The sequence below is a fragment of the Amycolatopsis sp. N2S4-7 genome, from assembly GCF_058119595.1.
On sequence record NZ_CP172299.1, the window covers coordinates 2,899,550 to 2,923,538 of the forward strand.

Here is a 23,989-nt window from a genome sequence, read left to right on the forward strand (position 1 = left end):
AGCCGGGAAGGCCGCCCCGGGGAACCCCTCGCGGCGGCCTTCACGCACGTCAGGCGGCGGTGACCGACACGGCGTCGGTGACGAAGACCAGCGTCTCGTTCGGCTTGATGCCGCGCCCGCCCTGGCCGTACGCGAGGTCCGGCGGGATGATCAGCAGCCGGCGGCCGCCCTGCTTGATGCCGGCCAGGCCCTGGTCCCAGCCCGGGATGACCTCGCCCGCGCCGAGGTTCAGGTCGAACGGCTTCTGCCCGAACGAGCTGTCCAGCACCTGCTTGTCCGACCAGGTCACCAGGTGGTAGTTCATCTGGAGCTTCTGGCCGGCCTTCGCGCCTTCGCCGGTGCCCTGGGACAGGTCCTTGGTGATCAGCTTCTTCGGCGGGTCGCAGTCGTCCGGGATGGTGATTTCGGGCTTCTCGCCGAACTTCCCCGTGGTCTTGATGTCCTCCGCGGTGCACTCGCGGCCCTTGCTCTGGGCGGGCTGGGCGGCGTCCGACGACGGGACGGCCGGCCCCGCCGGGGCGGCCGTCTGGGTCTTGGCCTGCTGGCCGCACGCGGCCAGTGACAGCGCCGCCGCGGCGACGACCACGATCTTCCCGATCTTCTGCATGCGGGGCACCCTAGCCAAGCACGGAGAGTGCCGGGACGTCGTCACCGGTGGTGACCACGCCGAGCCGCCGGGTAGCGCGCGTCAGGGCCACGTACAGGTCGTTGAGCCCGCGCGGCGACCCCGCCACGACCTCGTCCGGCGCGACCAGCAGCACCGAGTCGAACTCCAGGCCCTTCGCGCGCTCGACGGTCAGCACGCTGAGCCGTTCGTCGTGGGCGCCGAGCAGCCCCGAGACCTCGTCGAACCGGCCCGCGGGCACCAGGACGGCGACCGTGCCACCGTCCACAGCGGACAGTTCGGCGGCCGCGAGCTCCGGCAGCTCCGCCGCGGGATCGGCCGGGCGGACCACCCACGGCGCGACCCCGGTCTCCCGCACCGAGGACGGCGCCGACAGCGCCGGGTCGACCTCGGCCAGCACCCGGGCCGCGACCGCCATGATCTCGGCGGGCGTGCGGTAGTTCACGGTCAGCTCTTCGAGGCGCCACCGGTCTTCGACGTACGGCGAGAGCACCTCGCCCCACGACCGCGCCCCGCCCGCCGCGCCGGTCTGCGCGACGTCGCCGACGAGCGTCATCGACCGGTTCGGCGAGCGGCGCATCAGCAGCCGCCAGTCCATCGCCGACAGCTCCTGGGCCTCGTCGACGATCACGTGCCCGAACGTCCAGGTCCGGTCCTGCGCGGCCCGCTGGGCGGCGGTCAGCTCGCTGCGCGCCTGCTGGCGTTCGGCGAACAGCTCGGCGTCGAGGACGTCGGAGACGCGCAGCAGCTCCTCGTCGACGATCTCCTCGTCCTGTTCGAGGATGTCGAGCACGCCCTCGGCGTAGGCGCGTTGCTCGCGCTCACGGCGTTTGCGCTCGACGCGGGCCTCGGTGTCGTCGACGCCGATCAGCTCGGCCAGCTCGTCGAGCAGCGGCACGTCGGCGGGCGTCCACTTCGCGTCGCGGCCGCTCTCCAGGAGGGTCTGGTCCGACGCGGGCAGCAGCTTCCCGGCCGCGCGCTTCAGGCGTTCGCGGTCGGCGAACAGGTCGTCGAGCACGGCTTCCGGGGTCAGCACCGGCCACAGCGAGTCCAGCGCGGCGGCGACGTTTTCGTCCGCGGCCAGCTCGGCCCGGATGTCGGCCAGGTCCTGGCCGTCGAGCAGGTCGTCCCCCAGCTTCCGGGCGGCCTGGCGGGTCAGCGCGTCGAGGACGTCGGAGACGAACAGCCGCCGCGCCGGGTTGTGCGGGCGCCGCGAGCGGCGGGCGCGGGTCCGGGCGTCGGTGCAGGTCTTGCGGTCGAGCCGGAGGACATCGTGCTCGTACTCGATCTCCATGACCGGCTCCGGCACGCGCTGGCGGTCGCGGACGGCGTTGGCGAGCACCTCGGCCATCACCAGCCGGCCCTTGACCTCGCCGGCTTCGCGCGACTCGGCACCGTCGGCGTCGAGGCCCGGGTAGAGCTGGCCGATGGTGGCGAGCAGCACACCGGTCTCGCCGAGCGACGGCAGCACCTGGCCGATGTAGCGCAGGAACGTGCTGTTCGGCCCGACGACGAGCACGCCGCGGGTGGTGAGCTGCTGGCGGTGCGTGTAGAGCAGGTAGGCCGCGCGGTGCAGGGCCACGGCGGTCTTGCCGGTGCCCGGCCCGCCCTGCACGACCATGACGCCGCCGAGCGGGGCGCGGATGATGCGGTCCTGCTCGGCCTGGATGGTCGCGACGATGTCGCTCATCTCACCCGTGCGCCGCTGCTCCAGCGCGGCCAGGAGCGCGGCCTCGCCGGCCAGCCCGAGGTCCTGGCCCTGGTCGGCGGCGGTGAGGTCGAGGATCTCGTCGTCGAAGCCGGTGACCTTGCGGGTCAGCGACCGCAGGTGCCGTCGCCGCCGCACCCCTTCGGGGGACGCGGCGGTGGCGAGGTAGAACGGCCGCGCGACGGGGGCGCGCCAGTCCACCAGCAGCGGCTGGTAGTCGTCGTCCTCGTCGAACAGCCCGAGGCGGCCGATGTAGGTGGTCTCCTCGGCGCTGCCGGGGACGAAGTCGAGCCGTCCGAAGGCCAGGCCCTGCTCGACCGAGCCGAGCTGGGCGAGCCGGTCGGTGTAGAGGGTCGTGGCGACGTCGCGTTCGGTGCGCGCCTGCGGCGTGCCGCCGGTCTGGCGCAGGGTCTCGTCGAGGCGCCGCTGGGCCTCGACGCGTTCGGCGTCGAGCTTCGCGTAAAGGGTGGTGACGTACGCCTGCTCGCGGGCGAGCTCGGCGGAGAAGTCGTCCGAGGGGACGGACAAGAGCATCCTGCTTTCGCCTCAAGGGAAAAGAGCCGAACAAGTCTAACCGGGGCCGTGGCGGGATCATTCCGCGCCGAGGGCGCAGTACGGGTACACCTCGGCGGGCGGGACGGCGGCGGGAAGCTCCCGCTCCCCCGGTGCGCACGACACGCTCGCCGCCGGCAGCTGCTCGCCGCCGGTGATCCGCCCGGCCGCGTCGCGGACGACGACGGCGGCTCCGCGGCTGGTCAGCGCCCGGCAGTTCGCCGAGCGGTACCGCACGCCGCCCGGCACGACGGTCGCGGTCACCGGCGTGAAGCCGCCCAAGCTCTCCGGCGGCAGCCAGACGACCGGGCCGGGGACGGGCCGGTCGAGCGCGACGCCGATCCGCTGCCCGGGGGTGAGCACCGGCACCTCGACGGTTCGGTGGCCGGAGGTCACCGAGATCCGGTAGGCGGCCAGTGCGCTGGTGTTCTCCAGCACAGCGGCACCCGGTCCCTCGTCGGCGACGCGGACGGCGCCGCCGTCGGGAGCCGGGCCGGGGACGGCGGTGATCCGGGACGGGATGGCGCAGCCGGTGCCGAGGAGCTGGTTCTGGTCGAGCGGGAGCTTCCCCTGGCCGAGGAAGGCCAGCAGGCCGAGGACGAGGACCGCGGTGAGCGCGGTCCCGATCCGTCTCAGGGCCGGAGTCAGAACGGCAGGCCGAGGGTGGGCAGCCCGATCGCGGAGTCGACGGCCAGGGCCACGAACACGATCATCAGGTACGTGTTCGACCGGTGGAACAGCGCCATCGGCTTGGTCTCTTCACCCCGTCGCACGGCCGCCTGCAGGCTGTGGGCGTAGAAGAGGAACCAGCCGCCCGCGAGGACGGCGAACGTGCCGTACAGCCACGACGTCACCGGGAGCAGCAGCAGCGTCCACGCCACCATCACCCACGAGTAGATGACGATCTGGCGGGCGACGTGCTGGGCCGTCGCGACCACGGGGAGCATCGGGACGCCCGCGCGCTCGTAGTCGTCGCGGTACTTCATGCCCAGCGCCCACGTGTGCGGCGGGGTCCAGAAGAAGATCACGCCGAACATCACGAACGCCGGCCACTGCACCGTGCCGGTGACCGCCGCCCAGCCGATCACGACCGGCATGCAGCCCGCCGCGCCGCCCCAGACCACGTTCTGTGACGTGCGCCGCTTGAGGCCGAGCGTGTAGACGAAGATGTAGAAGAGGATCGTCGCGACCGCGAGGATCGCCGACAGCAGGTTGACCGTGAAGTAGAGCACCACGGCCGACGCGACGCCCATGACCAGGCCGAAGACCAGCGCACCGCGGCGGGGCACCGAGTCCTTCACCAGCGGGCGGCGCTTGGTGCGGTTCATCACCTTGTCGATGTCCGCGTCGATCACGCAGTTGAGCGCGTTCGCGCTGCCCGCGGCCATCGTCCCGCCGACCAGCGTGGCCAGGACCAGCCACGGCGACGGGATCTGACGGCCGGCGAGGAACATCGCCGGGATGGTGGTCACCAGGAGGAGCTCGATCACCCGCGGCTTCGCGAGCGCGGCGTAGGCGCCGACGACCCGGCGGAGGCTTCGCCGGTCACCGTGCGGTCGCTCACCGGTCGGGTGCACGGCGCTGGTGTCGTCACTGCGTCCGTGCGCAGCGTTCACCAACGACATTTCACTCCCTGCGTCAGGTTCGGGTTGGGCCGCAGCTCGGTTAGGCGCGTGGAGCCGTGGAACCCGCCGGACTGAACCCTGAACCGATGTTAGACGTGGTGAATCCCGTGGGTGATCGCGGGTCCTCGAGGAGTCCAAGCACTAGGCTGGCGGGGTCGGGCCGCGATTGCCCCTGCGCAGGGTCGCGAGCAGGAATATCGTCCCTTCGGGATCGATTGAGATAGATGACCCCGCGCACGGGTAACCGGAACGAGGAAGACCAGCCGCAACCATCATGACCGGGAGTTGGAGTTCAGTGTCCGATACCGCCCCTACCAGCGAGAACAACCCACTCCTGCGGCGCAACACGCCCGCCGACTGGACCGACACCGACACCCGCGCCGTGGACACCGTCCGGGTGCTCGCCGCCGACGCGGTGGAGAACTGTGGCAGCGGCCACCCCGGCACCGCGATGAGCCTGGCGCCGCTGGCCTACACGCTGTTCCAGCGCACCCTCCGCCACGACCCCAACGACCAGCACTGGCCGGGCCGCGACCGGTTCATCCTGTCGGCCGGGCACTCGAGCCTGACGCTCTACATCCAGCTGTTCCTCGCCGGCTACGGCCTCGAGCTCGAGGACCTCAAGCAGCTGCGCAAGTGGGGCTCGAAGACCCCGGGTCACCCCGAGTACCGCCACACCGACGGCGTCGAGACCACGACCGGCCCGCTCGGGCAGGGCCTGGCGAACGGCGTGGGCATGGCGATGGCCGCCCGCCGCGAGCGCGGCCTGCTCGACCCGGACGCGGCGCCCGGCGAGAGCATCTTCGACCACCACATCTACGTGATCGCCTCCGACGGCGACATCGAAGAGGGCGTCACCTCCGAGGCCTCGTCCATCGCGGGCCGCCAGGAGCTGGGGAACCTGATCGTCTTCTACGACGACAACAAGATCTCGATCGAGGACGACACCAACATCGCGCTGTCCGAGGACACCGTGAAGCGCTACGAGGCCTACGGGTGGCACACCCAGGTCGTCGACGGTGGCGAGGACGTCGTCGCGATCGAGGAGGCCATCAAGGCCGCCAAGGCCGAGACGCAGCGGCCGTCCTTCATCGCGCTGCGGACCGTGATCGGCTACCCGGCGCCGAAGAAGATGGGCACCGGCAAGGCCCACGGCGCCGCACTGGGCGCCGAAGAGGTCGCCGCCGTCAAGGAGATCCTCGGCTTCGACCCGGAGCAGTCGTTCCAGGTCGAGGACGACGTGCTCAAGCACACCCGCCAGGCGCTGGACCGCGGCAAGGCGGCGCACGCGGAGTGGCAGGAGAAGTACGAGGCCTGGGCCGCGGCCAACCCGGAGCGCAAGAAGCTGGGCGACCGGCTGGCCACCCGCACGCTGCCCGAGGGCTTCGCCGACAACCTGCCGCACTGGGAGCCGGACCCCAAGGGCGTCGCTACCCGCAAGGCCTCCGGTGAGGTGCTCAACGCCCTCGCCGACCCGTTGCCGGAGCTGTGGGGCGGCTCGGCCGACCTGGCCGAGAGCAACAACACGACGATGAAGGGCGCCGACTCGTTCGGTCCCGAGAAGGCCGCCACGGACATGTGGCAGGCCACCCCGTACGGCCGGACGCTGCACTTCGGCGTCCGCGAGCACGCCATGGGCTCGATCCTCAACGGGATCGCGCTGCACGGCGGCACCCGCCCGTACGGCGCGACGTTCCTCATCTTCTCCGACTACATGCGCCCGCCGGTCCGGCTGGCCGCGCTGATGAAGGCGCCGGTCACCTACGTCTGGACGCACGACTCGATCGGCCTCGGCGAGGACGGGCCGACGCACCAGCCGATCGAGCAGCTCTCCGCGCTGCGCGCGATCCCGGGCCTCAACGTCGTCCGCCCGGCGGACGCCAACGAGACCGCGTACGCCTGGAAGGCCGTCCTCGAGGACACCGACCACCCGTCGGGCCTGGCGCTCACCCGCCAGAACGTGCCGGTCCTCGAAGGCACCAGCGCCGAGGGCGTCAAGAAGGGCGGCTACGTCCTGGCCGACTCCGACGGCACCCCGGACGTCGTGCTGATCGCCACCGGCTCCGAGGTCCAGCTCGCCGTCGAGGCGAAGAAGACCCTGGACGCCGACGGCGTCAAGGCGCGCGTCGTGTCGATGCCGTGCGTCGAGTGGTTCGACGCGCAGGACGCGGCCTACCGCGAATCCGTCATCCCGGCCGGTGTGAAGGCCCGCGTGTCCGTCGAGGCGGGCATCGCCCAGTCGTGGCACCGCTTCACCGGTGACGCCGGGGTGAACGTTTCGATCGAGCACTTCGGCGCCTCCGCCGATGCCGCCACACTGTTCCGTGAGTTCGGGTTCACCGCGGAAGCAGTCGTCGAGGCGGCCCGCCGCTCGATCGCCAACACCAAGAACTGAAGAGGAAGTGACGCAGCAATGAGCAACGACAAGCTCGCGCAGCTGTCCGCAGCCGGTGTTTCGATCTGGCTGGACGACCTTTCGCGGGAACGCCTGAACACCGGCAACCTCGCCGGCTTGATCCGCGACAAGCACGTCGTGGGCGTGACCACCAACCCGACGATCTTCGCGAACGCGATGTCGAAGGGCGAGGCTTACGACGAACAGACCAAGGAGCTCGCCGCCCGCGGCGCCGACGTCGAGGCGACCATCCGGGAGCTGACGACAACCGACGTGCGCAACGCCGCGGACGTCTTCCGCGACCTCTACACCGCCACGAACGGCGTCGACGGCCGGGTGTCCATCGAGGTGGACCCGCGGCTGGCCAAAGACTCCGACAAGACGGTGGCCGAGGCGCAGGACCTGTGGAAGACCGTCGACCGGCCGAACGTGCTGATCAAGATCCCGGCCACCGAAGAGGGCCTGCCGGCGATCACCAAGACCCTGGCCGAGGGCATCAGCGTCAACGTCACGCTGATCTTCTCCGTCGAGCGCTACAGGAAGGTCATCGAGGCCTTCTTCGCGGGCCTGGAGCAGGCGAAGGCCAACGGTCACGACCTGCGCGGCATCCACTCGGTGGCGTCGTTCTTCGTCTCCCGCGTCGACACCGAGATCGACAAGCGGCTCGACGCGATCGGCACCGACGAGGCCAAGGCCCTGCGCGGGAAGGCGGCCGTCGCCAACGCCCGCCTCGCCTACGCGGCCTTCGAGGAGCTGTTCTCGACCGACCGCTGGAAGAAGCTCGCGGAGCAGGGCGCGAACGCCCAGCGTCCGCTGTGGGCCTCCACCGGCGTGAAGAACCCCGACTACTCCCCCACCCTGTACGTCGACCAGCTCGTGGTGAAGGACACCGTCAACACGATGCCGGAGAAGACCCTGGACGCGGTGGCCGAGCACGCCGAGATCACCGGTGACCAGGTGACCGGGCACGGCGCCGAGGCCCAGGAGGTCTTCGACAAGCTCGAAGCCGTCGGCATCGACATCCGCGACGTGTTCCTGACGCTGGAGAACGAGGGCGTCGAGAAGTTCGAGAAGTCCTGGGTGGAGCTGCTCGAAACCGTCAAGGGCCAGCTCGAGAACGTGAAGGGCTGAAGCACGACATGACGACAGGGGAAAAGACCGGCGTCGAGATCGTGGACGCCGAACTGGCGGAGCGCGCCGCGCCGCTGGCCGAGCGGCTCGTCGCCGACCAGGCCGCGTCCAAGCTGGCCGCGGGCGACGCGACGCTCTGGGGACCGGACGCCGAACCCGAGGCGTCGATCCGGCTGTCGTGGACGTCGCTGCACAAGTCGTCGCGGCCGCTGATCGGCGAGATCGAGGCCCTGCGGACCGAACTGCGGTCCGAAGGCGTCGACCGGGTCGTGCTGGCCGGCATGGGCGGCTCGTCGCTGGCGCCGGAGGTGATCACCGCCACCGACGGCGTCGCGCTGACCGTGCTCGACACCACCGACCCCGGCCAGGTCGCCGACGCCCTGGCCGGCGACCTCGACCGCACGGTGATCGTGGTGTCGTCGAAGTCGGGCGGCACCGTCGAGACCGACAGCCACCGCCGGATCTTCGCGAAGGCCTTCGCCGACGCCGGGATCGACGCAGGCCGGCGGATCGTGGTCGTCACCGACCCGGGCTCGCCGTTCCAGGAACTGTCCGAAAAGGAGGGATACCGCAAGGTGTTCCTCGCCGACCCGCACGTCGGCGGCCGCTACTCGGCGCTGACCGCGTTCGGGCTCGTCCCGGCCGGGCTGGCCGGCGCGGACGTCGCCCGGCTGCTCGACCAGGCGGCTTCGGTCGCCGAGGAGCTCGCCGCGGACTCGGCGGGCAACCCGGCGGTCAAGCTGGCCGCCGCGTGGGCCGCCGCGCACGAGGCCGGCGCCGAGAAGGTCGTCCTGGCCGACACCGGTTCGGGCATCAAGGGCTTCCCGGACTGGGCGGAGCAGCTGATCGCCGAGTCCACCGGCAAGCAGGGCACCGGCCTCCTGCCCGTCGCGGTCGAAGGCCCGGAGGCGGCCGGCTTCGCCGACGCGAAGGCCGACGCCACGCCGGTCGCGATCGGCGGCCCGCAGGGGGCGGCGAAGATCGCCGTCACCGGCTCGCTGGGTGCGCAGTTCCTGCTCTGGGAGTTCGCCACGGCGCTGGCCGGCCGGCTGCTCGGGATCAACCCGTTCGACCAGCCCGACGTCGAAGCCGCGAAGAAGGCGGCGCGCGCCCTCCTGGACGACCCGGAGAAGCTGAAGGGCGGCGAGTCGCCGTCCAATGTGGACGGCGTGGTCGAGATCTTCGGCAGTGCCGGGGTTTCCACCGACGGCAGCCTGACCGACGTGCTCCGCGCGTTCTTCGGCTCCGCTCCGGACGCCGGCTACATCGCGGTGCAGGCCTACCTCGACCGGCTCGACGACGCGTCGACGGCGGTGCTGCGCGGCGAGATCGCCAAGCGCACGCAGCTGCAGACGACGTTCGGCTGGGGCCCGCGGTTCCTGCACTCGACCGGCCAGTACCACAAGGGCGGTCACCAGAACGGCGTGTTCCTGCAGCTCACCGGGGCCGTCGAAGACGACCTCGAGGTGCCGGAGCGGCCGTACACCCTGGGGCAGCTGCAGCACGCCCAGGCCCTCGGCGACGGGCAGGTGCTCGCCGGGCACGACCGCCCGGTGCTGCGCCTGCACCTGACCGACCGGGCCGCGGGGCTCGCGGCGGTCGTCCGCGCGGTACAGGAGGTCGGCGCATGACGTGGACCAACCCGCTGCGCGATCCGCGGGACAAGCGGCTCCCCCGGATCGCCGGGCCGTCCAGCCTGGTGATCTTCGGGGTCACCGGCGACCTGGCCCGCAAGAAGCTGATGCCCGCCATCTACGACCTGGCCAACCGCGGGCTGCTGCCCGCCGGCTTCTCGCTCGTCGGGTTCGCCCGCCGGGACTGGGAGCACCAGGACTTCGGCGAGCTCGTGCACGACTCGGTCAAGGAGCACGCCCGGACGCCGTTCAAGGAGTCGGTGTGGAACCGGCTCGCCGAAGGCATCCGGTTCGTGCAGGGCACCTTCGACGACGACGACGCCTTCGACCGGCTCGCGCAGACGGTCCGCGACCTCGACGAGGAACGCGGCACCGGCGGCAACACCGCGTTCTACCTGTCGATCCCGCCCGGCGCCTTCCCGGTGGTGACCAAGCAGCTGGCCCGCTCGGGGCTGGCGAACGCCGACGAGAAGACCTGGCGGCGCGTCGTCATCGAGAAGCCCTTCGGGCACGACCTGAAGAGCGCCGAAGAGCTGAACGCGATCGTCAACGACGTCTTCCCCGAGGAGTCGGTGTTCCGCATCGACCACTACCTCGGCAAGGAGACGGTGCAGAACATCCTGGCGCTGCGCTTCGCGAACCAGCTGTTCGAGCCGATCTGGAACGCCAACTACGTCGACCACGTGCAGATCACCATGGCCGAGGACATCGGCCTCGGCGGCCGCGCGGGGTACTACGACGGCATCGGCGCGGCCCGCGACGTCATCCAGAACCACCTGCTGCAGCTGCTGGCCTTCACCGCGATGGAGGAGCCGCTGTCGTTCGACCCGCGGGCCCTGCGCGCGGAGAAGATCAAGGTCCTCTCGGGCACCAAGCCCCTCGGACCGCTGGGCCAGACCACTGCGCGCGGCCAATACGCGGGCGGCTGGCAGGGCGGCACGAAGGTGCCCGGCCTGCTGCAGGAAGAGGGCTTCGCGAAGGACTCGAAGACCGAGACCTACGCCGCGGTGACCCTGGAGGTGCAGAGCCGCCGGTGGGCCGGGGTGCCGTTCTACCTGCGCACCGGCAAGCGGCTCGGCCGCCGCGTCACCGAGATCGCGATCGTGTTCAAGCGGGCGCCGCACCTGCCGTTCGACTCGACGTCGACCGAGGAGCTGGGGCAGAACGCCCTGGTCATCCGGGTGCAGCCGGACGAGGGCATCACGCTGCGGTTCGGCTCGAAGGTGCCGGGGACCACGATGGAGGTCCGCGACGTCACGATGGACTTCGGGTACGGGCACGCGTTCACCGAGTCCTCCCCCGAGGCCTACGAGCGGCTGATCCTCGACGTCCTGCTCGGCGAGCCGTCGCTGTTCCCGGTGAACGAAGAGGTCGAGCTCTCCTGGAAGATCCTCGACCCGATCCTGGAGCACTGGGCCAAGGAAGGCGCGCCCGAGCAGTACCCGCCGGGCACGTGGGGGCCGCCGTCCGCCGACGAAATGCTGGAGCGCACCGGCCGGAAATGGAGGCGCCCGTGATCATCGACCTGCCGTCCACCACGACTTCGGCACTCAACAAGAAGCTGGTGGAGATCCGCGAACAGGGCGGGCAAGTCGCGCTCGGGCGGGTGCTGACGCTGGTGATCGTGGCCGACGACGACGCCAAGCTCGAAGAGGCGATCGAAGCGGCCAACGGCGCGAGCCGCGAGCACCCGTCGCGGGTGATCGTGGTGGCCAAGGGCGCACGGACCGCGGCGCCGCGCATCGACGGCCAGATCCGGGTCGGCGGCGACGCCGGCGCGAGCGAGGTCATCGTGCTGCGGCTCTACGGCCCGCTGGCCGCGCAGGGCCAGAGCGCGGTGGTGCCGCTGCTGCTGCCGGACGCGCCGATCGTCACCTGGTGGCCCGGGGCCGGTCCGAAGGACCCGGACAAGGACCCGCTCGGCGAGCTGGCCCAGCGCCGGATCACCGACTCGGCCGCGGAGAAGAACCCGGTCAAGGCGCTGACCACGCGGGCGAAGGCGTACACCGAGGGCGACACCGACCTGGCCTGGACGCGGCTGACGCACTGGCGGGCCCAGCTCGTCTCGGCGCTGGACCTGCCGCCGTTCGAGAAGGTCACCGGCGCGACCGTGACCGGCGAGGCCGACTCGCCGTCGACCGAGCTGCTGGCCGCCTGGCTGGCCGAGTACCTGAAGGTGCCGGTCAAGCGGGTCAAGAGCTCGGGTGCGGCGGGCATCATCTCGGTGACCCTCGACCGTCGTTCGGGCCCGGTGGAGCTGCACCGGCCGGACGGGCGCGTCGGCACGCTGACCCAGCCGGGCCAGCCGACCCGGCGGATCGCCCTGCAGCGGCGCAGCACGCAGGACTGCCTGGTCGAGGAGCTGCGGCGGCTCGACCCGGACGAGGTCTACGAGGCTTCGCTGCACGGCCTGGGCAAGATCACGTCCGGGACGAACGGCAAGACCGGCGCCCCGGCGAAGGCCGACGTCACCTCGCCGGCGGCGGCCGCGGCGGCTTCCCCCGCTCCGGCATCGTCCGCTCCGGCATCGTCCGCTCCGGCGTCGGCCGGGAAGAAGAGCGCTTCATGAGCAAGACCGAGGTCGTGGTCTACGCGAACCAGGACCTGCTGGCGGCCGCGGCGGCCGCCCGCCTGGTCACGCGGCTGGTGGACGTCCAGGCGGCCAAGGGTTCGGCGTCGCTCGTGCTCACCGGCGGCGGCACCGGCATCGCGGTGCTGTCGGAGCTGCGGGCGTCGTCGGCCCGGGACGCGATCGACTGGTCGCGCCTGGACATCTACTGGGGTGACGAGCGGTTCGTCCCGGCCGATTCGGACGAGCGGAACGAGAAGCAGGCCCGCGAGGCCCTGCTGGACCACGTGCCGCTGGATCCGAAGCGGATCCACGCGATGGCGCCCTCGGACGGCGAGTTCGGCTCCGACGTGGACGCGGCCGCGGCGGCTTACGCCGAGGTGCTGGCTTCTCAGGCGGGTCCCGAGGACCACGGCGACGTGCCGTCGTTCGACATCGTGCTGCTGGGCCTCGGCGGTGAGGGGCACACGGCTTCGGTGTTCCCGGAGTCCCCGGCGGTGTACGAGACCGAGCGATCGGTGGTGGCGGTCCGCAACTGCCCCAAGCCGCCGCCGACGCGGATTTCCCTGACGCTGCCGTCGATCCGCCGGGCCCGCGACGTGTGGCTGATGACGGCGGGTTCCGCGAAGGCGGACGCGGTGGCGCTGGCTTTGGCGGGGGCTGGGGAAGTCCAGCTCCCGGTGGCCGGGGCCCGAGGGCACCGGCGAACGCTGTGGCTCCTGGACCGCGCCGCGGCGGGGAAGCTGACGAAGGTGTACCAGCCGCCTACGGCTTGATTTCGGGATCTGTGAAGGCCTCCTGCTTCGGCAGGGGGCCTTCACGGCTTTTCGGGCGCCGGAACTGTCGGGGGTTGCCGGTAGCGTGGAAAACGGGGGGTGCTCAGGCGGGTTCCCCTCTCCGCGGGCCAGGCGAACCCCGCCCGCGCCCCATCCGACCTTCGTCGCCGGGCCTACTTGATCCGCCATCCGCGTTCCAGGCGGCCGAAGATCTCCTCCGCCGCCCGTCGCGGGTTCTCGTGGGCCACGATCAGCTCCCGGGACGCCAGCGCGAACCGGGCCAGCGCCGCGCACGCCACGTCCCCCTCCGGCGCCCCCGTTTCCTCGGCGATCGCCCGGGCCAGTGCGGTCTCGTGGCGCATCCACATCCGCTTGCCGTACTCGCGCAGCGCCGGCGTGCTCTCGATGAGCCGCAGGAACTCGTCGTCCGGGCCGCCGTCGGAGGCGTCGCGGACCATGTGCTCGCGCAGCGCGTCGACGATCGACCACCCCGGCGGCCGTCCGCGCACCGCCGTGACCAGTGCCGCTTCGATGTCCTCCTCCAGGTCGAACACCAGGGCTTCCTTGCTGGGGAAGTGCTTGAACAACGTCGTCACCGACACGTCGGCGGCGTCCGCGACCTCCTTGACCCCGACCTGGTCGTACCCGCGTTCGAGGAACAGCTCGAGCGCGGCGTCGGCGAGCGCCTGCCGGGTCTGCGCCTTCTTGCGCTCGCGGCGCCCGATCACTTCAGTCATACCCAAGTCTAACTCACTGCGAAAGTTTAGTCGTTGCACTTTTGAAGTCACTCTGCTTTGCTAGTGACATGACCTTTTCACGCATCGCCATCGCGGGTGCCGGCCTCGGCGGCCTGGCCTGCGCCCGCGTCCTGCAGCTCCACGGCCTCGACGTCACCGTCTTCGAGCAAGAAGCCTCAGCCGACACCCGGCCGCAGGGCGGCTCGCTCGACATGCACGGCGACACCGGCCAGGTCGCCCTCCGCACCGCCCGCCTCCACGAGAAGTTCCGCGAACTGGCCCGCCCCGAGGGCCAGCAGATGCGCGCCCTCGACGCCCGCACAGCCGAGGTCATCAGCGACGACATCCCGGCCGAAGGCGACGAGTTCCACCCGGAGATCGACCGCGGCCAGCTCCGCGGCCTCCTGCTGGACTCCCTCACCCCCGGCACCGTCCACTGGGGACGCCCCGTCGCCGACGTCACCCCGGCCGGCGACGGCGCCCGGCTGACGTTCGCCGACGGCGTCACCGAGGACTTCGCCCTGGTCGTCGGGGCGGACGGCGCCTGGTCACGCGTCCGGCGGGCGCTGTCCGGTGTCGTGCCCGAGTACAGCGGGGTCACGTTCGTCGAGTTCGGCCTCGACGACGCCGACCGCCGTCACCCGGCCCTCGCCGCGCTGACCGGCCAGGGCACCATGGTGGCGAAGATCGGCGGCCAGGCACTCTTCGCACAGCGCAACAGCAACGGCCACATCCGCTGCTACGCGGTCTTCTACGCCCCCGAACACCTGCGCTCCGAAGACCTGCTCGAGCGCTACGCCGGCTGGCACCCGGACCTGCTCGGCTTCCTGCGCGACCACGACGGCGGGCTCACGCACCGGCCGCTGTACGTCCTGCCGGTCCCCCACGCCTGGACGCACACGCCCGGCCTGACGCTGCTCGGCGACGCCGCGCACCTGATGCCGCCCCTCGGCGTCGGCGCGAACCTCGCCCTGCTCGACGGCACCGAGCTCGCCACCGCGCTGGCCACGGCGCCGAGCGTCGGCGACGCCGTCCGGGCGTACGAGACCCGCATGCTGCCGCGGTCGATCGAGACCGCGGCGGCGTGCGCCGAAGGCCTGCACCACCTCCTGAGCGACGATCACCCGGCGGGGCGCGAAGCCGCCGCGTAATAGCCGTACGCCGGGAAGCGGACGTGGCCGTCGTCCTGGATCCACGGCCGCATGGCGTCGATCGCCGCCTGGCGCGTGCCGCGGATCCGGTCTTCCGGCACGCCGGCCAGGTGCAGCCGCAGCGGCAGGTTCAGCGCGAGCAGGAACTCGAGCCATTCGTCGGGCGAGTCGAAGTCGTGCACGAGGGAATACGGCCGGATCTCGATCCCGGTCAGCCCGGCGCCCTCCAGCGCGGCCGAGACGACGGACGCGTCGGCCAGGCTGAAGATCCCGGGGCTGCCGGGCTCGGGCCGCGGCAGCGGCGGCAGGTCGAGCGCGCCCAGGATCGCGCCGATGAGCCGGGGCATCGCCTGGCCGGCCGGGCGCCACGGGATCGCGGTGGCGAACCGGCCGCCGGGCACCAGGACGTCCCGCACCCCCGCGCACACCCGGGCCGGGTCGGGCACGAACATCAGGCCGTGCCGGCAGACGACGGCGTCGACGCTCGCGTCCGGGAGGTCGATGGCCTCGGCGTCCATTTCGTGGGTCTCGACGGTGGTCAGCCCCTCCTCCGCCGCGCGCTGTGCCGTGAAGGCGACCATGTCCGGGGCGATGTCCGTGGCGATCACCTTCCCGGCCGGCCCGACCCGGCGAGCCGCGGCGATCGACGGGTCGCCGACCCCGCAGGCCAGGTCGAGGACGCGGTCACCGGCGGTGACCCTGGCGAGGTCGAGCAGGCCGTCGGACAGCGGCTCCCACTGCCGCCGGGTGACCTCGATCTGGCGGTACCAGTGCCGCGCCTGCTTGCTCCAGCCGGCGCGCTGCTGCGCTTTGACGTCGTGGGCGGGACTGAGCGTCGTCATCACTTGCCTCCGGTGTTTTCGCTGGTGAAGGCATCGTCGGCGGGGTGAAGCGGCGCGGCATGGGTGAGTTCCCCCATTCCCGCACGGGTCCGCCGTGGGGCACGATGAGCCGGTGCAGGACGCGCTCGAGGCGGGCCGCCGCGCACTCGCCGACGGTGAGTGGGCGCGGGCCCGGGCATGCTTCGAGCAGGCGGGCGAGGACGGCGAAGCACTCGACGGCCTGGCCCAGGCCCTGTTCTCCGAAGGCGACTACGCCGCGGCGATCGAAGCCGCCGAGCGGGCTTTCGCCGCGTTCCGCGCCGACGGGAACGACCTGGGCGCGTCGGTGTGCGCGCGGCTCGCCGGCTACCTGTACGGCGTCGTGCACGGCAATGCCGCCGTCGCGCGCGGCTGGCTGGGCCGGGCGGTGCGGCTGACCGAGTCCGCGGGCGACTGCCCGGAGCGGGCTCGCGTCGAGCTGACGCTGGCCGTGCTGAGCTCCGACGAAGCCGGGCGCGAACGGCACCTCAGCGCCGCCTCGGCCATCGCGACCCGGTGCGGCGACACGGATCTCGTACTCGACGCGATGAGCCTGCGTGGGCTGCACCTCGTCGCGGCCGGCGACGTCGACGCCGGAATGGCGCTGCTCGACGAAGCTCTCGCGGCCGTCGCGGCCGGTGAAGTGGCGGACCTGATCTCGATCGGCGCGATGTACTGCAAGATGCTGCACGCCTGCGAGCTCACCTGCGACGTCCGGCGCGCCGAAGACTGGCTCGCGCTGGCCGACCGGTTCGTCGCCCGCACCAACCGCGTGCCGATCAGCGCGATCTGCCGCACGCACTACGGCGGGGTGCTGACCGCCGCCGGCCGGTGGGCCGACGCCGAACGCGAACTCGTCACGTCCATCGCGCTCTACGACCGGTCCTACCGGGCCCTGCGGGCGGCGGCCGTGGTCCGGCTGGCCGCGCTGCGCGTCCGCCAGGGCCGCCTGGCCGAGGCGGGCGAGCTGCTGGCGGGCGCCGAGCACGACGGTTACGCGGTCAAACCCCAGGTCGAGCTGCACCTGGCGCGCGGCGAGGCGGACCTGGCGGTGGCCCGGATCGACCGGTTCTTCCGCACCGATCCCCCGGCCGAGCTCGCGGCTCCGTTGCTGATGCTGCTGGTCCAGGCCCAGCTGGCACGCGGCGACATCGAGGCGGCCGCGATCGCCGCCGCCCGGCTGCGGAAGCTGCCCGCCGCGCCGCTGGCGGCCGCGCTCGCCGACCACGCCACCGGTCTCGTCGCGGCGGCGGGCGGGGCCGAGGTGGCCGAGGTGCTCGCCGCCACGCGCGGGGCGGGCGCGGCCAGGTCGCTCCCCGCCGCACGCGGGGCGGGCGCCGCCGAGTCGCACCCAGCCGCACGCGAAACGGACGCGGCCGAGCCACTCCCCGCCGCACACGGAACCGACACGACCGAGCCGCACCCGGCCGCACGCCGGGCGGGCGCCGCCGAGCCACTCCCCGCCGCACACGGAACCGACACGACCGAGTCCCTCGCCGCCGCGTGCGGGGCGGGTGCGGCCGGGTCGCTGGAGTCGGCGCTGAGCGCGTTCACCCGGCTGGGCCTGCCCCTGGAGGCGGCGCGGGTGCGTCTGGACCTCGCCGCCGTGCTGGCGCCGTCGCAGCCCGCGCTCGCGCTGGTGGAGGCCCGGACCGCGTTGGCGGCCTTCCAGCGGCTCGCGGCCACGCGGGACGCCGACGCCGCCACCGGGCTGCTGCGGCGCCTCGGCGTCCGCGGGCACAGCGGCCCGCGCGGCACCGGTACGCTCACCGCCCGGGAAACCGAGGTACTGGACCTGCTGGGCGAAGGCCTGTCGAACCCCGACATCGCCGCGCGGCTGTACGTCAGCCGCCGGACCGCCGAGCACCACGTGTCCAACATTCTGGCGAAGCTCGGTCTCACCACTCGGGCGGAAGCGGCCGCCTACGCGGTGCGCGGTCCTCGCCTCGGTAGCGCGCCGCCCGTTCGATACCCCCGAACGGAGCAATCTTCTGCGGAATTCGGACGCCAGCACACCGACGGCGGGTGAAACTTACCGTCTTCCCACCCGACCTCGTTAGCATCCGCACATTTGTCCGTTGCTGCGCGTCCCGATCGGGCCTCGAGCACCTCTCACCATCAAGTCCACAAGACGAATGGGGTCGCCAGCGATGAGTACAGAGGGACTCTCGATTCCAGGCATCTCGATCGCCGGCTCGGGGCCATCGGCCGCCGAGCGGGTCAGAAGGCGTGGCCTGAGCCTGTTCGGCTCGGTGCCGCGCCCCGCTGTGGTCACGTTCGCCATCGAGGCGGCCGCGGTCATCCTGGCCGTGCTCGACGTCTGGCTGGTGATTCCCGAGAAGGCCCAGCCGTACTCGATCTACCTGTCCGGCGCCGCCTGCCTCGCGGTGGTGTTCCGGCGGAAGTTCCCGTTCCTCGCCGTGCTCGTCGCGGTCCCCGGCTTCCTGGCCGGCTGGGCCCAGCTGGCGTCGATGATCACGCTCGGCATGCTCGCCACCCGCCGTCAGCTGCACTGGCAGACGTGGGTCGGCGCGGCGCTCGTGTGGACCTGCCGGTTCGTGCAGTGGCCGCTGGAGGACTTCGCCGAGCTGAGCTGGCGCGAGCACATCCTCGACGGCATCTACGGCGTGCTGGTCGCCGGCATGCCGATCGCGATCGGCCTGCTCGTCGGGGCGCGGTCCGAGGTTTCGAACAAGCTCGCCGAGCTGGCCACGAGCCGCGACCGCGAGCGCCGCTTCCACGCCGACGCCGTCCGCGCCGAGGAGCGCGCCCGGCTGGCGCGGGAGATGCACGACGTCGTCTCGCACCAGATCACGCTGATCGCGATGCAGGCCGGTGCGCTGCAGGCCCAGACCACCGACGACCGGGCGCAGGAGACCGCGCAGGTCATCCGGACGTTGTCCAAGCGGACCCTGGAGGAGCTGCGTTCGCTGGTCAGCGTCCTGCGGGCCGGCTCGGACGACGACGGGCCGCGCCCCGGCATCAACGAGCTCGACCGGCTGATCCGCACCGCCGACGTCCCCGTGCACCTGACCGTGGAGCACCTGCCGGAAGCCCTGCCGAACCAGGTCTCCGCGGCGGCGTACCGGACGGTGCAGGAGTGCCTGACGAACGTCCACAAGCACGCCCCGGGCGCGACGGCGACGATCCGCATCCAGGGTGAGCACGGAGCGCTCAAGATCGAGGTCCGCAACGAGCGGGCGAGCCGCCCGGCGGAGGCCCTCCCTTCGGGCGGCCACGGCCTGACGGGACTGGCCGAGCGGGCCCGCCTCCTGGGCGGCAGCTTCGAGACATCGGGCACCGAGGACGGCGGCTTCCGGGTCCGGGCGCGGTATCCGCTGGATCGCTGACCTCCGGCCCCCGGTTTCCAGCCTAGCGGCGGGGGCCGACGATTCCGGCTTCGGCGAAGCCGCGAGCGGCGGATTCCGGACCATTTCGGCCGGAATCCGCCGCTCGCGGCTTTTCCGGCTCGGGAAGTGTCGGTGCTCGTCGGTAGCGTGGAAACGGGGGCTGCTCAGGCGCGGGAGGACGCGGAGGGCCGCCTCGGGCCGGGTCCCCGATCCCCGAGGGTCGGCTCGCGTGCCCAGGAGGTCGGTTGGCGTACCCGGAGGATCGGCTGGCGAGCCGACCACCCAAGTCGCGAGCCGACCCACGTACGCAAGCCGACCGTGCAGGTACGCAAGCCGACCGCCAGGGCACGCGAACCGACCGTGCAGGTACGCGAGCCGACCGCCGGGACGGCAGCCTCCGGGACATCACGCGTGTGTTCGGAGAGGCATCTTGCGTGATGGGGTGGGCATCGCGGTGATGCCCCGCGGAGCACGCGTGATACCCGGCCGAGCACGGGTGCTGCCCGGCTGAGCGCGCGTGATGCCGCTGGAAGCGCGGCGTGGGGGGGCTGAGTGGACACGCGAAAAGCCACCTCGAGGGGGTCCGCTGCCCTCGGGGTGGCTTCAAGCTTTGGGGATGGCTAGATGATTTCCCGGCGCTTGCGCAGGCGGTCGAGCGCCTCCGCCAGGATGGCCTCGCCGTCGGCGTCGCTGCGCCGCTCCTTCACGTAGGCCAGGTGCGTCTTGTAGGGCTCGGTCCGCGGCGCGGCCGGCGGGTTCTTCTCGTCCTGCCCGCCGGGGAGCCCGCAGCGGGGGCAGTCCCACTCGTCGGGGATCTCCGCGTCGAGCGCGAACGACGGCCGGGCTTCGTGCCCGTTGGCACACCAGTAGGAAATGCGGCGCCGTGGCGCCGACTCACCCCGTTCCGACTCGCCCGTAGGACCGGCACCCACCCGGGTGCCCCGAATCGCGTTACCGCCAACCATGAATCCTCACACCTAGGAATCGGCGGCGCGCCCCCCAATAGGCACGCCGAATCGCTCGCCCCGCCGTCGTGACCCGGTCGCGATCGCGGCGGAACGCCGGACGCCTCACACCTTGAGCAGCAGACCCAGGCCCACGATGCTGATCAGCCAGACCGCGCCCAGCAGCAGGGTGATCCGGTCGAGGTTCTTCTCGGCCACGCTCGACCCCGCCAGGCTCGACTGCATCCCGCCGCCGAACAGCGACGACAGGCCACCGCCCCGGCCCCGGTGCAGCAGCACCGCGACCACCAGGAAGACGCTGGTGACGATCAACAGGATTTGCAGGAACAGCTTCATGTCATCCTCTGGGCTCTAGGAGAATGCAGGGGTACGGCATGGTCGTTTCCGAACCCCACCGTACCCCTGGACTCGTCCACTGCTGTGTGACGGACCGGATACACAGGCTACCCGGTCGTGGCCTCGATCAGGGCAGCGGCCCGCCCGCGGCGAGTGCGCAGAGTTTCGTGAACTCCTCGCCGTCGAGGCTCGCTCCGCCGACCAGGGCACCGTCGATGTTCTCGCAGCCCACCAGTTCGCTGATGTTGCCCGACTTCACCGATCCCCCGTAGAGCACCCGGACGGACGAAGCGACCTCGTCGCCGTACTTCTCCTGGAGGGTGGCGCGGATGGCCTTGCAGACCTCTTCGGCGTCGGCCGACGACGCGACCTTGCCGGTGCCGATCGCCCAAACCGGCTCGTACGCGACGACCACGCTCTGGACCTGCTCGGCCTTCAGGCCCTTGAGCCCCTCGATCAGCTGCGTCGTGGTGTGGTGGATGTGCTCGCCGGCCTCGCGGACCTCGAGCTTCTCCCCGATGCAGAGGATCGGCGTGATGCCGTGCTTGAGCGCGGCCTTGACCTTCTTGTTGACCAGTTCGTCGGTTTCGGCGTGGTATTCGCGCCGCTCCGAGTGCCCGACGGTGACGAACTTGCAGCCCAGCTTCGCCAGCATCAGGCCCGAGATGTCGCCGGTGTAGGCGCCGGAGTCGTGCGGCGAGATGTCCTGCGCGCCGTAGGTGAGCGACAGCTTGTCGCCGTCGACCAGGGTCTGCACGCTGCGGATGTCGGTGAACGGCGGCAGCACCGCCACGTCGACCTTCGCGTAGTACTTCTCCGGCAGCGCGAAGGCGATCTTCTGCACCAGCGCGATCGCCTCGAGGTGGTTCTGGTTCATCTTCCAGTTGCCGGCGATGAACGGCTTGCGTGCCACTAGTTCTTCTCCTCCAGGGCGGTGACGCCCGGCAGTTCCTTGCCTTCGAGGTACTCCAGCGAGGCACCGCCGCCGGTGGAGATGTGCGAGAAGCCGTCCTCGGGCAGGCCCAGCTGCCGCACCGCGGCCGCCGAGTCGCCGCCGCCGACCACCGTGAACGCGTCGCTCTTCACGAGCGCCTCCGCGACGGCGCGGGTGCCGCCGGAGAAGGCCTCGAACTCGAACACGCCCATCGGGCCGTTCCAGAAGACCGTCTGCGCGTCGGCCAGCTTGCTCGCGAACAGCTCGCGGCTGCGCGGGCCGATGTCGAGGCCCTGGCGGTCGGCCGGGATGGCGGTGGCGTCGACGACCTCGTGCTCGGCGTCGGCCGCGAACTCCGTCGCGGCGAGGACGTCGACCGGGAGGACGAGCTCGACGCCGCGCTTCTCGGCCTCGGCGAGGAAGCCTTTCACCTGGTCGAGCTGGTCGGCCTGCAGCAGCGACTGGCCGACCTCGTGACCCTGGGCCTTGAGGAACGTGTACGCCATGCCGCCGCCGACGAGCAGCCGGTCGACCTTGGTCAGCAGGTTCGCGATGACGCCGAGCTTGTCGGACACCTTCGCGCCGCCGAGCACGACCACGTACGGCCGCTCGACGTCGTCAGTCAGCTTCTTCAGCACGTCGAGCTCGGCCAGCACCAGGCCGCCCGCGTACGCCGGGAGCACCGAAGCGACCTCGTAGACCGAGGCCTGCTTGCGGTGGACGACGCCGAAGCCGTCGGAGACGAACGCGCCGCCGGGGACGAGCGCGCCCAGCTCGGCGGCCAGCTCGGAGCGGTCCACGGCGTCCTTGCTGGTCTCGCGCGCGTCGAAGCGCACGTTCTCCAGCAGGACGACGCTGCCGTCGGCGAGGCCGCCGGTCAGCGCCTTCGCGGACTCGCCGACCAGGTCACCGGCCAGCGCGACCTCGGCGCCGAGCAGCTCGGACAGCCGCTTGGCGACGGGCGCGAGGGTGTACTTCGGGTCCGGCTCGCCCTTGGGGCGGCCGAGGTGCGCGGTGACGACGACCTTCGCGCCCGCGTCGGCGAGCTTCTTGATCGTCGGCAGCGCGGCGCGGACCCGGCCGTCGTCGGTGATGCGGTCCCCGTCGAGCGGGACGTTCAGGTCGGAACGCACGAGTACGTACCGCCCCTGAACGCCCTCGCCCAGCAGGTTGTCGAGGTTCTTGACGGTCATCGGGTCAGAGCTTCGAACCGACGAGCTTGATCAGGTCCGCGAGGCGGTTGGAGTAGCCCCACTCGTTGTCGTACCAGCCGACGACCTTGACCTGGTTGCCGATGACCTTGGTCAGCGGCGAGTCGTAGATGCAGGACGCCGGGTCGGTGACGATGTCCGAGGAGACGATCGGGTCGACCGAGTAGCGCAGGATGCCGGCGAGGGGGCCCTCGGCGGCGGCCTTGTAGGCGGCGTTGATCTCGTCGACGGTGGCCGACTTCTTCAGCGTCACCGTGAGGTCGGTGGCCGAGCCTGTCGGCACCGGGACGCGCAGCGCGTAGCCGTCCAGCTTGCCCAGCAGCTCCGGCAGCACCAGGCCGATCGCCTTGGCGGCGCCGGTCGAGGCGGGCACCACGTTCAGCGCGGCGGCGCGGGCGCGGCGGAGGTCCTTGTGCGGGCCGTCCTGCAGGTTCTGGTCCTGGGTGTACGCGTGGATCGTGGTCATCAGGCCCTGCTCGATGCCGAACTCGTCGTTCAGCACCTTGGCCAGCGGGCCGAGGCAGTTGGTGGTGCAGGAGGCGTTGGAGATGATCACCTGCGAGCCGTCGTACTTGTCGTCGTTGACGCCGAGGACGACGGTCAGGTCCTCGCCCTTGGCGGGCGCGGAGATGATGACCTTCTTGGCGCCGCCGGCGATGTGCGCCTTGGCGGCGTCGGCGTTGGTGAAGAAGCCGGTCGACTCGACGACGACGTCCACGCCCAGGTCGCCCCAGGGCAGGTTGGCCGGGTCGCGCTCGGCGAGGGCCTTGATGGTCTTGCCGTCCACGACGATGCCCTCGTCGCTGACGCTGACCTCACCCGGGAACCGGCCCAGGATGGAGTCGTACTTCAGCAGGTGGGCCATGGTGGCGACGTCGCCGAGGTCGTTGAACGCGACGACCTCGATGTCGTGGCCGCTGGCCTGCACGGCGCGGAAGAAGTTGCGGCCGATGCGGCCGAAGCCGTTGACACCTACGCGAACGGTCACTGCTGCCACTCCTCTGAGGATCGGCCGGGAGGCCCGGCCGTGACTTGCGGGCTCGCGGCAACCCTAGCGTGCGGGCGTGCGCGTCCCTGACTGCCCTGACGAGACTTCCACCACTTGGCGAACGGGTCAAGAATCGATTAAGAAGCGAGGGCTCGCGGCGGGTGGTTTCCGGGGCGGACCACGGCGGACCGGTCGGGGGTGAGGTTCGGGCGCTGGTACCGGTTCCGGCTGGCTGTGCGGGTTCCGCGGCGGGAGCCGGGGCGGGGCCGGGTGGTGACTTGAGCGATTCAGCCCGGAGGGCGGGCGGCGGGGGCTCGGACGGGGTTTCGGAGGACGGACTCGGGGCGGGCGTGAGGTCGATGACTCGACCGATCCAGCGACCGGCCGGACCAGCCGCGCCGGGACACGCCGGACGAGCGCCTCGGCGGACGCGCGGCCCGGA

At 71.7% G+C, this 23,989-nt stretch carries 20 protein-coding genes; 9 read left to right on the forward strand and 11 right to left on the reverse strand.

Annotation, left to right across the window (positions count from 1 at the left end; translation table 11 throughout):
* Positions 1 to 49 precede the first annotated feature (49 nt).
* From ACH54P_RS13450 to ACH54P_RS13465, 4 genes are all read right to left on the reverse strand, one after another.
* Positions 50 to 607, reverse strand: a complete 558-nt coding sequence (locus tag ACH54P_RS13450; RefSeq protein ID WP_489912715.1) for an FKBP-type peptidyl-prolyl cis-trans isomerase — start codon at positions 605 to 607, stop codon at positions 50 to 52.
* A gap of 10 nt (positions 608 to 617) precedes the next feature.
* Positions 618 to 2,867 (reverse strand): HelD family protein, encoded by a 2,250-nt coding sequence (locus ACH54P_RS13455; RefSeq protein ID WP_489912716.1) that lies wholly within the window; start codon positions 2,865 to 2,867, stop codon positions 618 to 620.
* Positions 2,868 to 2,924: 57 nt separating this feature from the next.
* On the reverse strand, positions 2,925 to 3,323 hold the full coding sequence (locus ACH54P_RS13460) for a hypothetical protein (RefSeq protein ID WP_489912717.1): 399 nt from the start codon (positions 3,321 to 3,323) through the stop codon (positions 2,925 to 2,927).
* Positions 3,324 to 3,529: 206 nt separating this feature from the next.
* Complete coding sequence (locus tag ACH54P_RS13465; protein ID WP_489912718.1) at positions 3,530 to 4,510, reverse strand: heme o synthase; 981 nt, start codon at positions 4,508 to 4,510, stop codon at positions 3,530 to 3,532.
* Between the two features lie 295 nt (positions 4,511 to 4,805).
* Here ACH54P_RS13465 and tkt point away from each other — a divergent pair, with 295 nt between their 5' ends.
* The 6 genes from tkt to pgl are packed head-to-tail and all read left to right on the forward strand — an operon-like array spanning position 4,806 to position 13,015.
* A complete protein-coding gene (tkt, locus tag ACH54P_RS13470) occupies positions 4,806 to 6,905 on the forward strand; it encodes a transketolase (RefSeq protein WP_489912719.1) in 2,100 nt (699 codons plus the stop codon).
* An 18-nt stretch (positions 6,906 to 6,923) separates the two neighbouring features.
* Positions 6,924 to 8,036 (forward strand): transaldolase, encoded by a 1,113-nt coding sequence (gene tal, locus ACH54P_RS13475; RefSeq protein ID WP_489912720.1) that lies wholly within the window; start codon positions 6,924 to 6,926, stop codon positions 8,034 to 8,036.
* 8 nt (positions 8,037 to 8,044) lie between these two features.
* The gene (locus tag ACH54P_RS13480) at positions 8,045 to 9,667 is read left to right on the forward strand and encodes a glucose-6-phosphate isomerase (RefSeq protein ID WP_489912721.1); all 1,623 of its coding nucleotides are present in this window, start codon (positions 8,045 to 8,047) and stop codon (positions 9,665 to 9,667) included.
* Positions 9,664 to 11,187, forward strand: a complete 1,524-nt coding sequence (gene zwf / locus ACH54P_RS13485) for a glucose-6-phosphate dehydrogenase (protein ID WP_489912722.1) — start codon at positions 9,664 to 9,666, stop codon at positions 11,185 to 11,187. Before ACH54P_RS13480 ends, zwf begins: the two co-directional genes overlap by 4 nt.
* On the forward strand, positions 11,184 to 12,239 hold the full coding sequence (opcA, locus tag ACH54P_RS13490; RefSeq protein ID WP_489912723.1) for a glucose-6-phosphate dehydrogenase assembly protein OpcA: 1,056 nt from the start codon (positions 11,184 to 11,186) through the stop codon (positions 12,237 to 12,239). Before zwf ends, opcA begins: the two co-directional genes overlap by 4 nt.
* Positions 12,236 to 13,015, forward strand: a complete 780-nt coding sequence (gene pgl / locus ACH54P_RS13495; protein ID WP_489912724.1) for a 6-phosphogluconolactonase — start codon at positions 12,236 to 12,238, stop codon at positions 13,013 to 13,015. Before opcA ends, pgl begins: the two co-directional genes overlap by 4 nt.
* Positions 13,016 to 13,188: 173 nt before the next feature.
* Here the strand turns inward: pgl and ACH54P_RS13500 are convergent, their stop codons facing one another.
* Positions 13,189 to 13,752, reverse strand: coding sequence for a TetR/AcrR family transcriptional regulator (locus ACH54P_RS13500; RefSeq protein WP_489912725.1), 564 nt, complete (start codon positions 13,750 to 13,752; stop codon positions 13,189 to 13,191).
* 68 nt (positions 13,753 to 13,820) lie between these two features.
* Here ACH54P_RS13500 and ACH54P_RS13505 point away from each other — a divergent pair, with 68 nt between their 5' ends.
* Complete coding sequence (locus ACH54P_RS13505) at positions 13,821 to 14,903, forward strand: FAD-dependent oxidoreductase (RefSeq protein ID WP_489912726.1); 1,083 nt, start codon at positions 13,821 to 13,823, stop codon at positions 14,901 to 14,903.
* Here ACH54P_RS13505 and ACH54P_RS13510 read toward each other — a convergent pair.
* Positions 14,873 to 15,745 (reverse strand): class I SAM-dependent methyltransferase, encoded by an 873-nt coding sequence (locus ACH54P_RS13510; RefSeq protein WP_489912727.1) that lies wholly within the window; start codon positions 15,743 to 15,745, stop codon positions 14,873 to 14,875. The two genes, ACH54P_RS13505 and ACH54P_RS13510, sit on opposite strands and share 31 nt — an antisense overlap.
* A 112-nt stretch (positions 15,746 to 15,857) precedes the next feature.
* Between ACH54P_RS13510 and ACH54P_RS13515 the strand changes: the two genes are divergently transcribed.
* Together ACH54P_RS13515 and ACH54P_RS13520 are read left to right on the forward strand one after the other, a co-directional pair.
* A complete protein-coding gene (locus ACH54P_RS13515) occupies positions 15,858 to 17,792 on the forward strand; it encodes a LuxR C-terminal-related transcriptional regulator (protein WP_489912728.1) in 1,935 nt (644 codons plus the stop codon).
* Between the two features lie 121 nt (positions 17,793 to 17,913).
* On the forward strand, positions 17,914 to 19,113 hold the full coding sequence (locus ACH54P_RS13520) for a sensor histidine kinase (RefSeq protein WP_489912729.1): 1,200 nt from the start codon (positions 17,914 to 17,916) through the stop codon (positions 19,111 to 19,113).
* 620 nt (positions 19,114 to 19,733) lie between these two features.
* Here ACH54P_RS13520 and ACH54P_RS13525 read toward each other — a convergent pair.
* The 5 genes from ACH54P_RS13525 to gap form a co-directional block, all read right to left on the reverse strand.
* Positions 19,734 to 20,078, reverse strand: coding sequence for an RNA polymerase-binding protein RbpA (locus ACH54P_RS13525; RefSeq protein WP_033262808.1), 345 nt, complete (start codon positions 20,076 to 20,078; stop codon positions 19,734 to 19,736).
* A 105-nt stretch (positions 20,079 to 20,183) separates the two neighbouring features.
* Positions 20,184 to 20,414 (reverse strand): preprotein translocase subunit SecG, encoded by a 231-nt coding sequence (gene secG, locus ACH54P_RS13530; RefSeq protein ID WP_086845181.1) that lies wholly within the window; start codon positions 20,412 to 20,414, stop codon positions 20,184 to 20,186.
* A 127-nt stretch (positions 20,415 to 20,541) separates the two neighbouring features.
* Positions 20,542 to 21,327: a triose-phosphate isomerase gene (gene tpiA, locus ACH54P_RS13535; RefSeq protein WP_489912730.1), complete on the reverse strand. Its 786-nt coding sequence runs from the start codon at positions 21,325 to 21,327 to the stop codon at positions 20,542 to 20,544.
* The gene (locus ACH54P_RS13540; protein ID WP_489912731.1) at positions 21,327 to 22,541 is read right to left on the reverse strand and encodes a phosphoglycerate kinase; all 1,215 of its coding nucleotides are present in this window, start codon (positions 22,539 to 22,541) and stop codon (positions 21,327 to 21,329) included. The genes tpiA and ACH54P_RS13540 overlap by 1 nt, the downstream gene beginning before the upstream one ends.
* Before the next feature lie 4 nt (positions 22,542 to 22,545).
* The gene (gene gap / locus ACH54P_RS13545; protein WP_370961427.1) at positions 22,546 to 23,547 is read right to left on the reverse strand and encodes a type I glyceraldehyde-3-phosphate dehydrogenase; all 1,002 of its coding nucleotides are present in this window, start codon (positions 23,545 to 23,547) and stop codon (positions 22,546 to 22,548) included.
* Between the last annotated feature and the right edge of the window lie 442 nt (positions 23,548 to 23,989).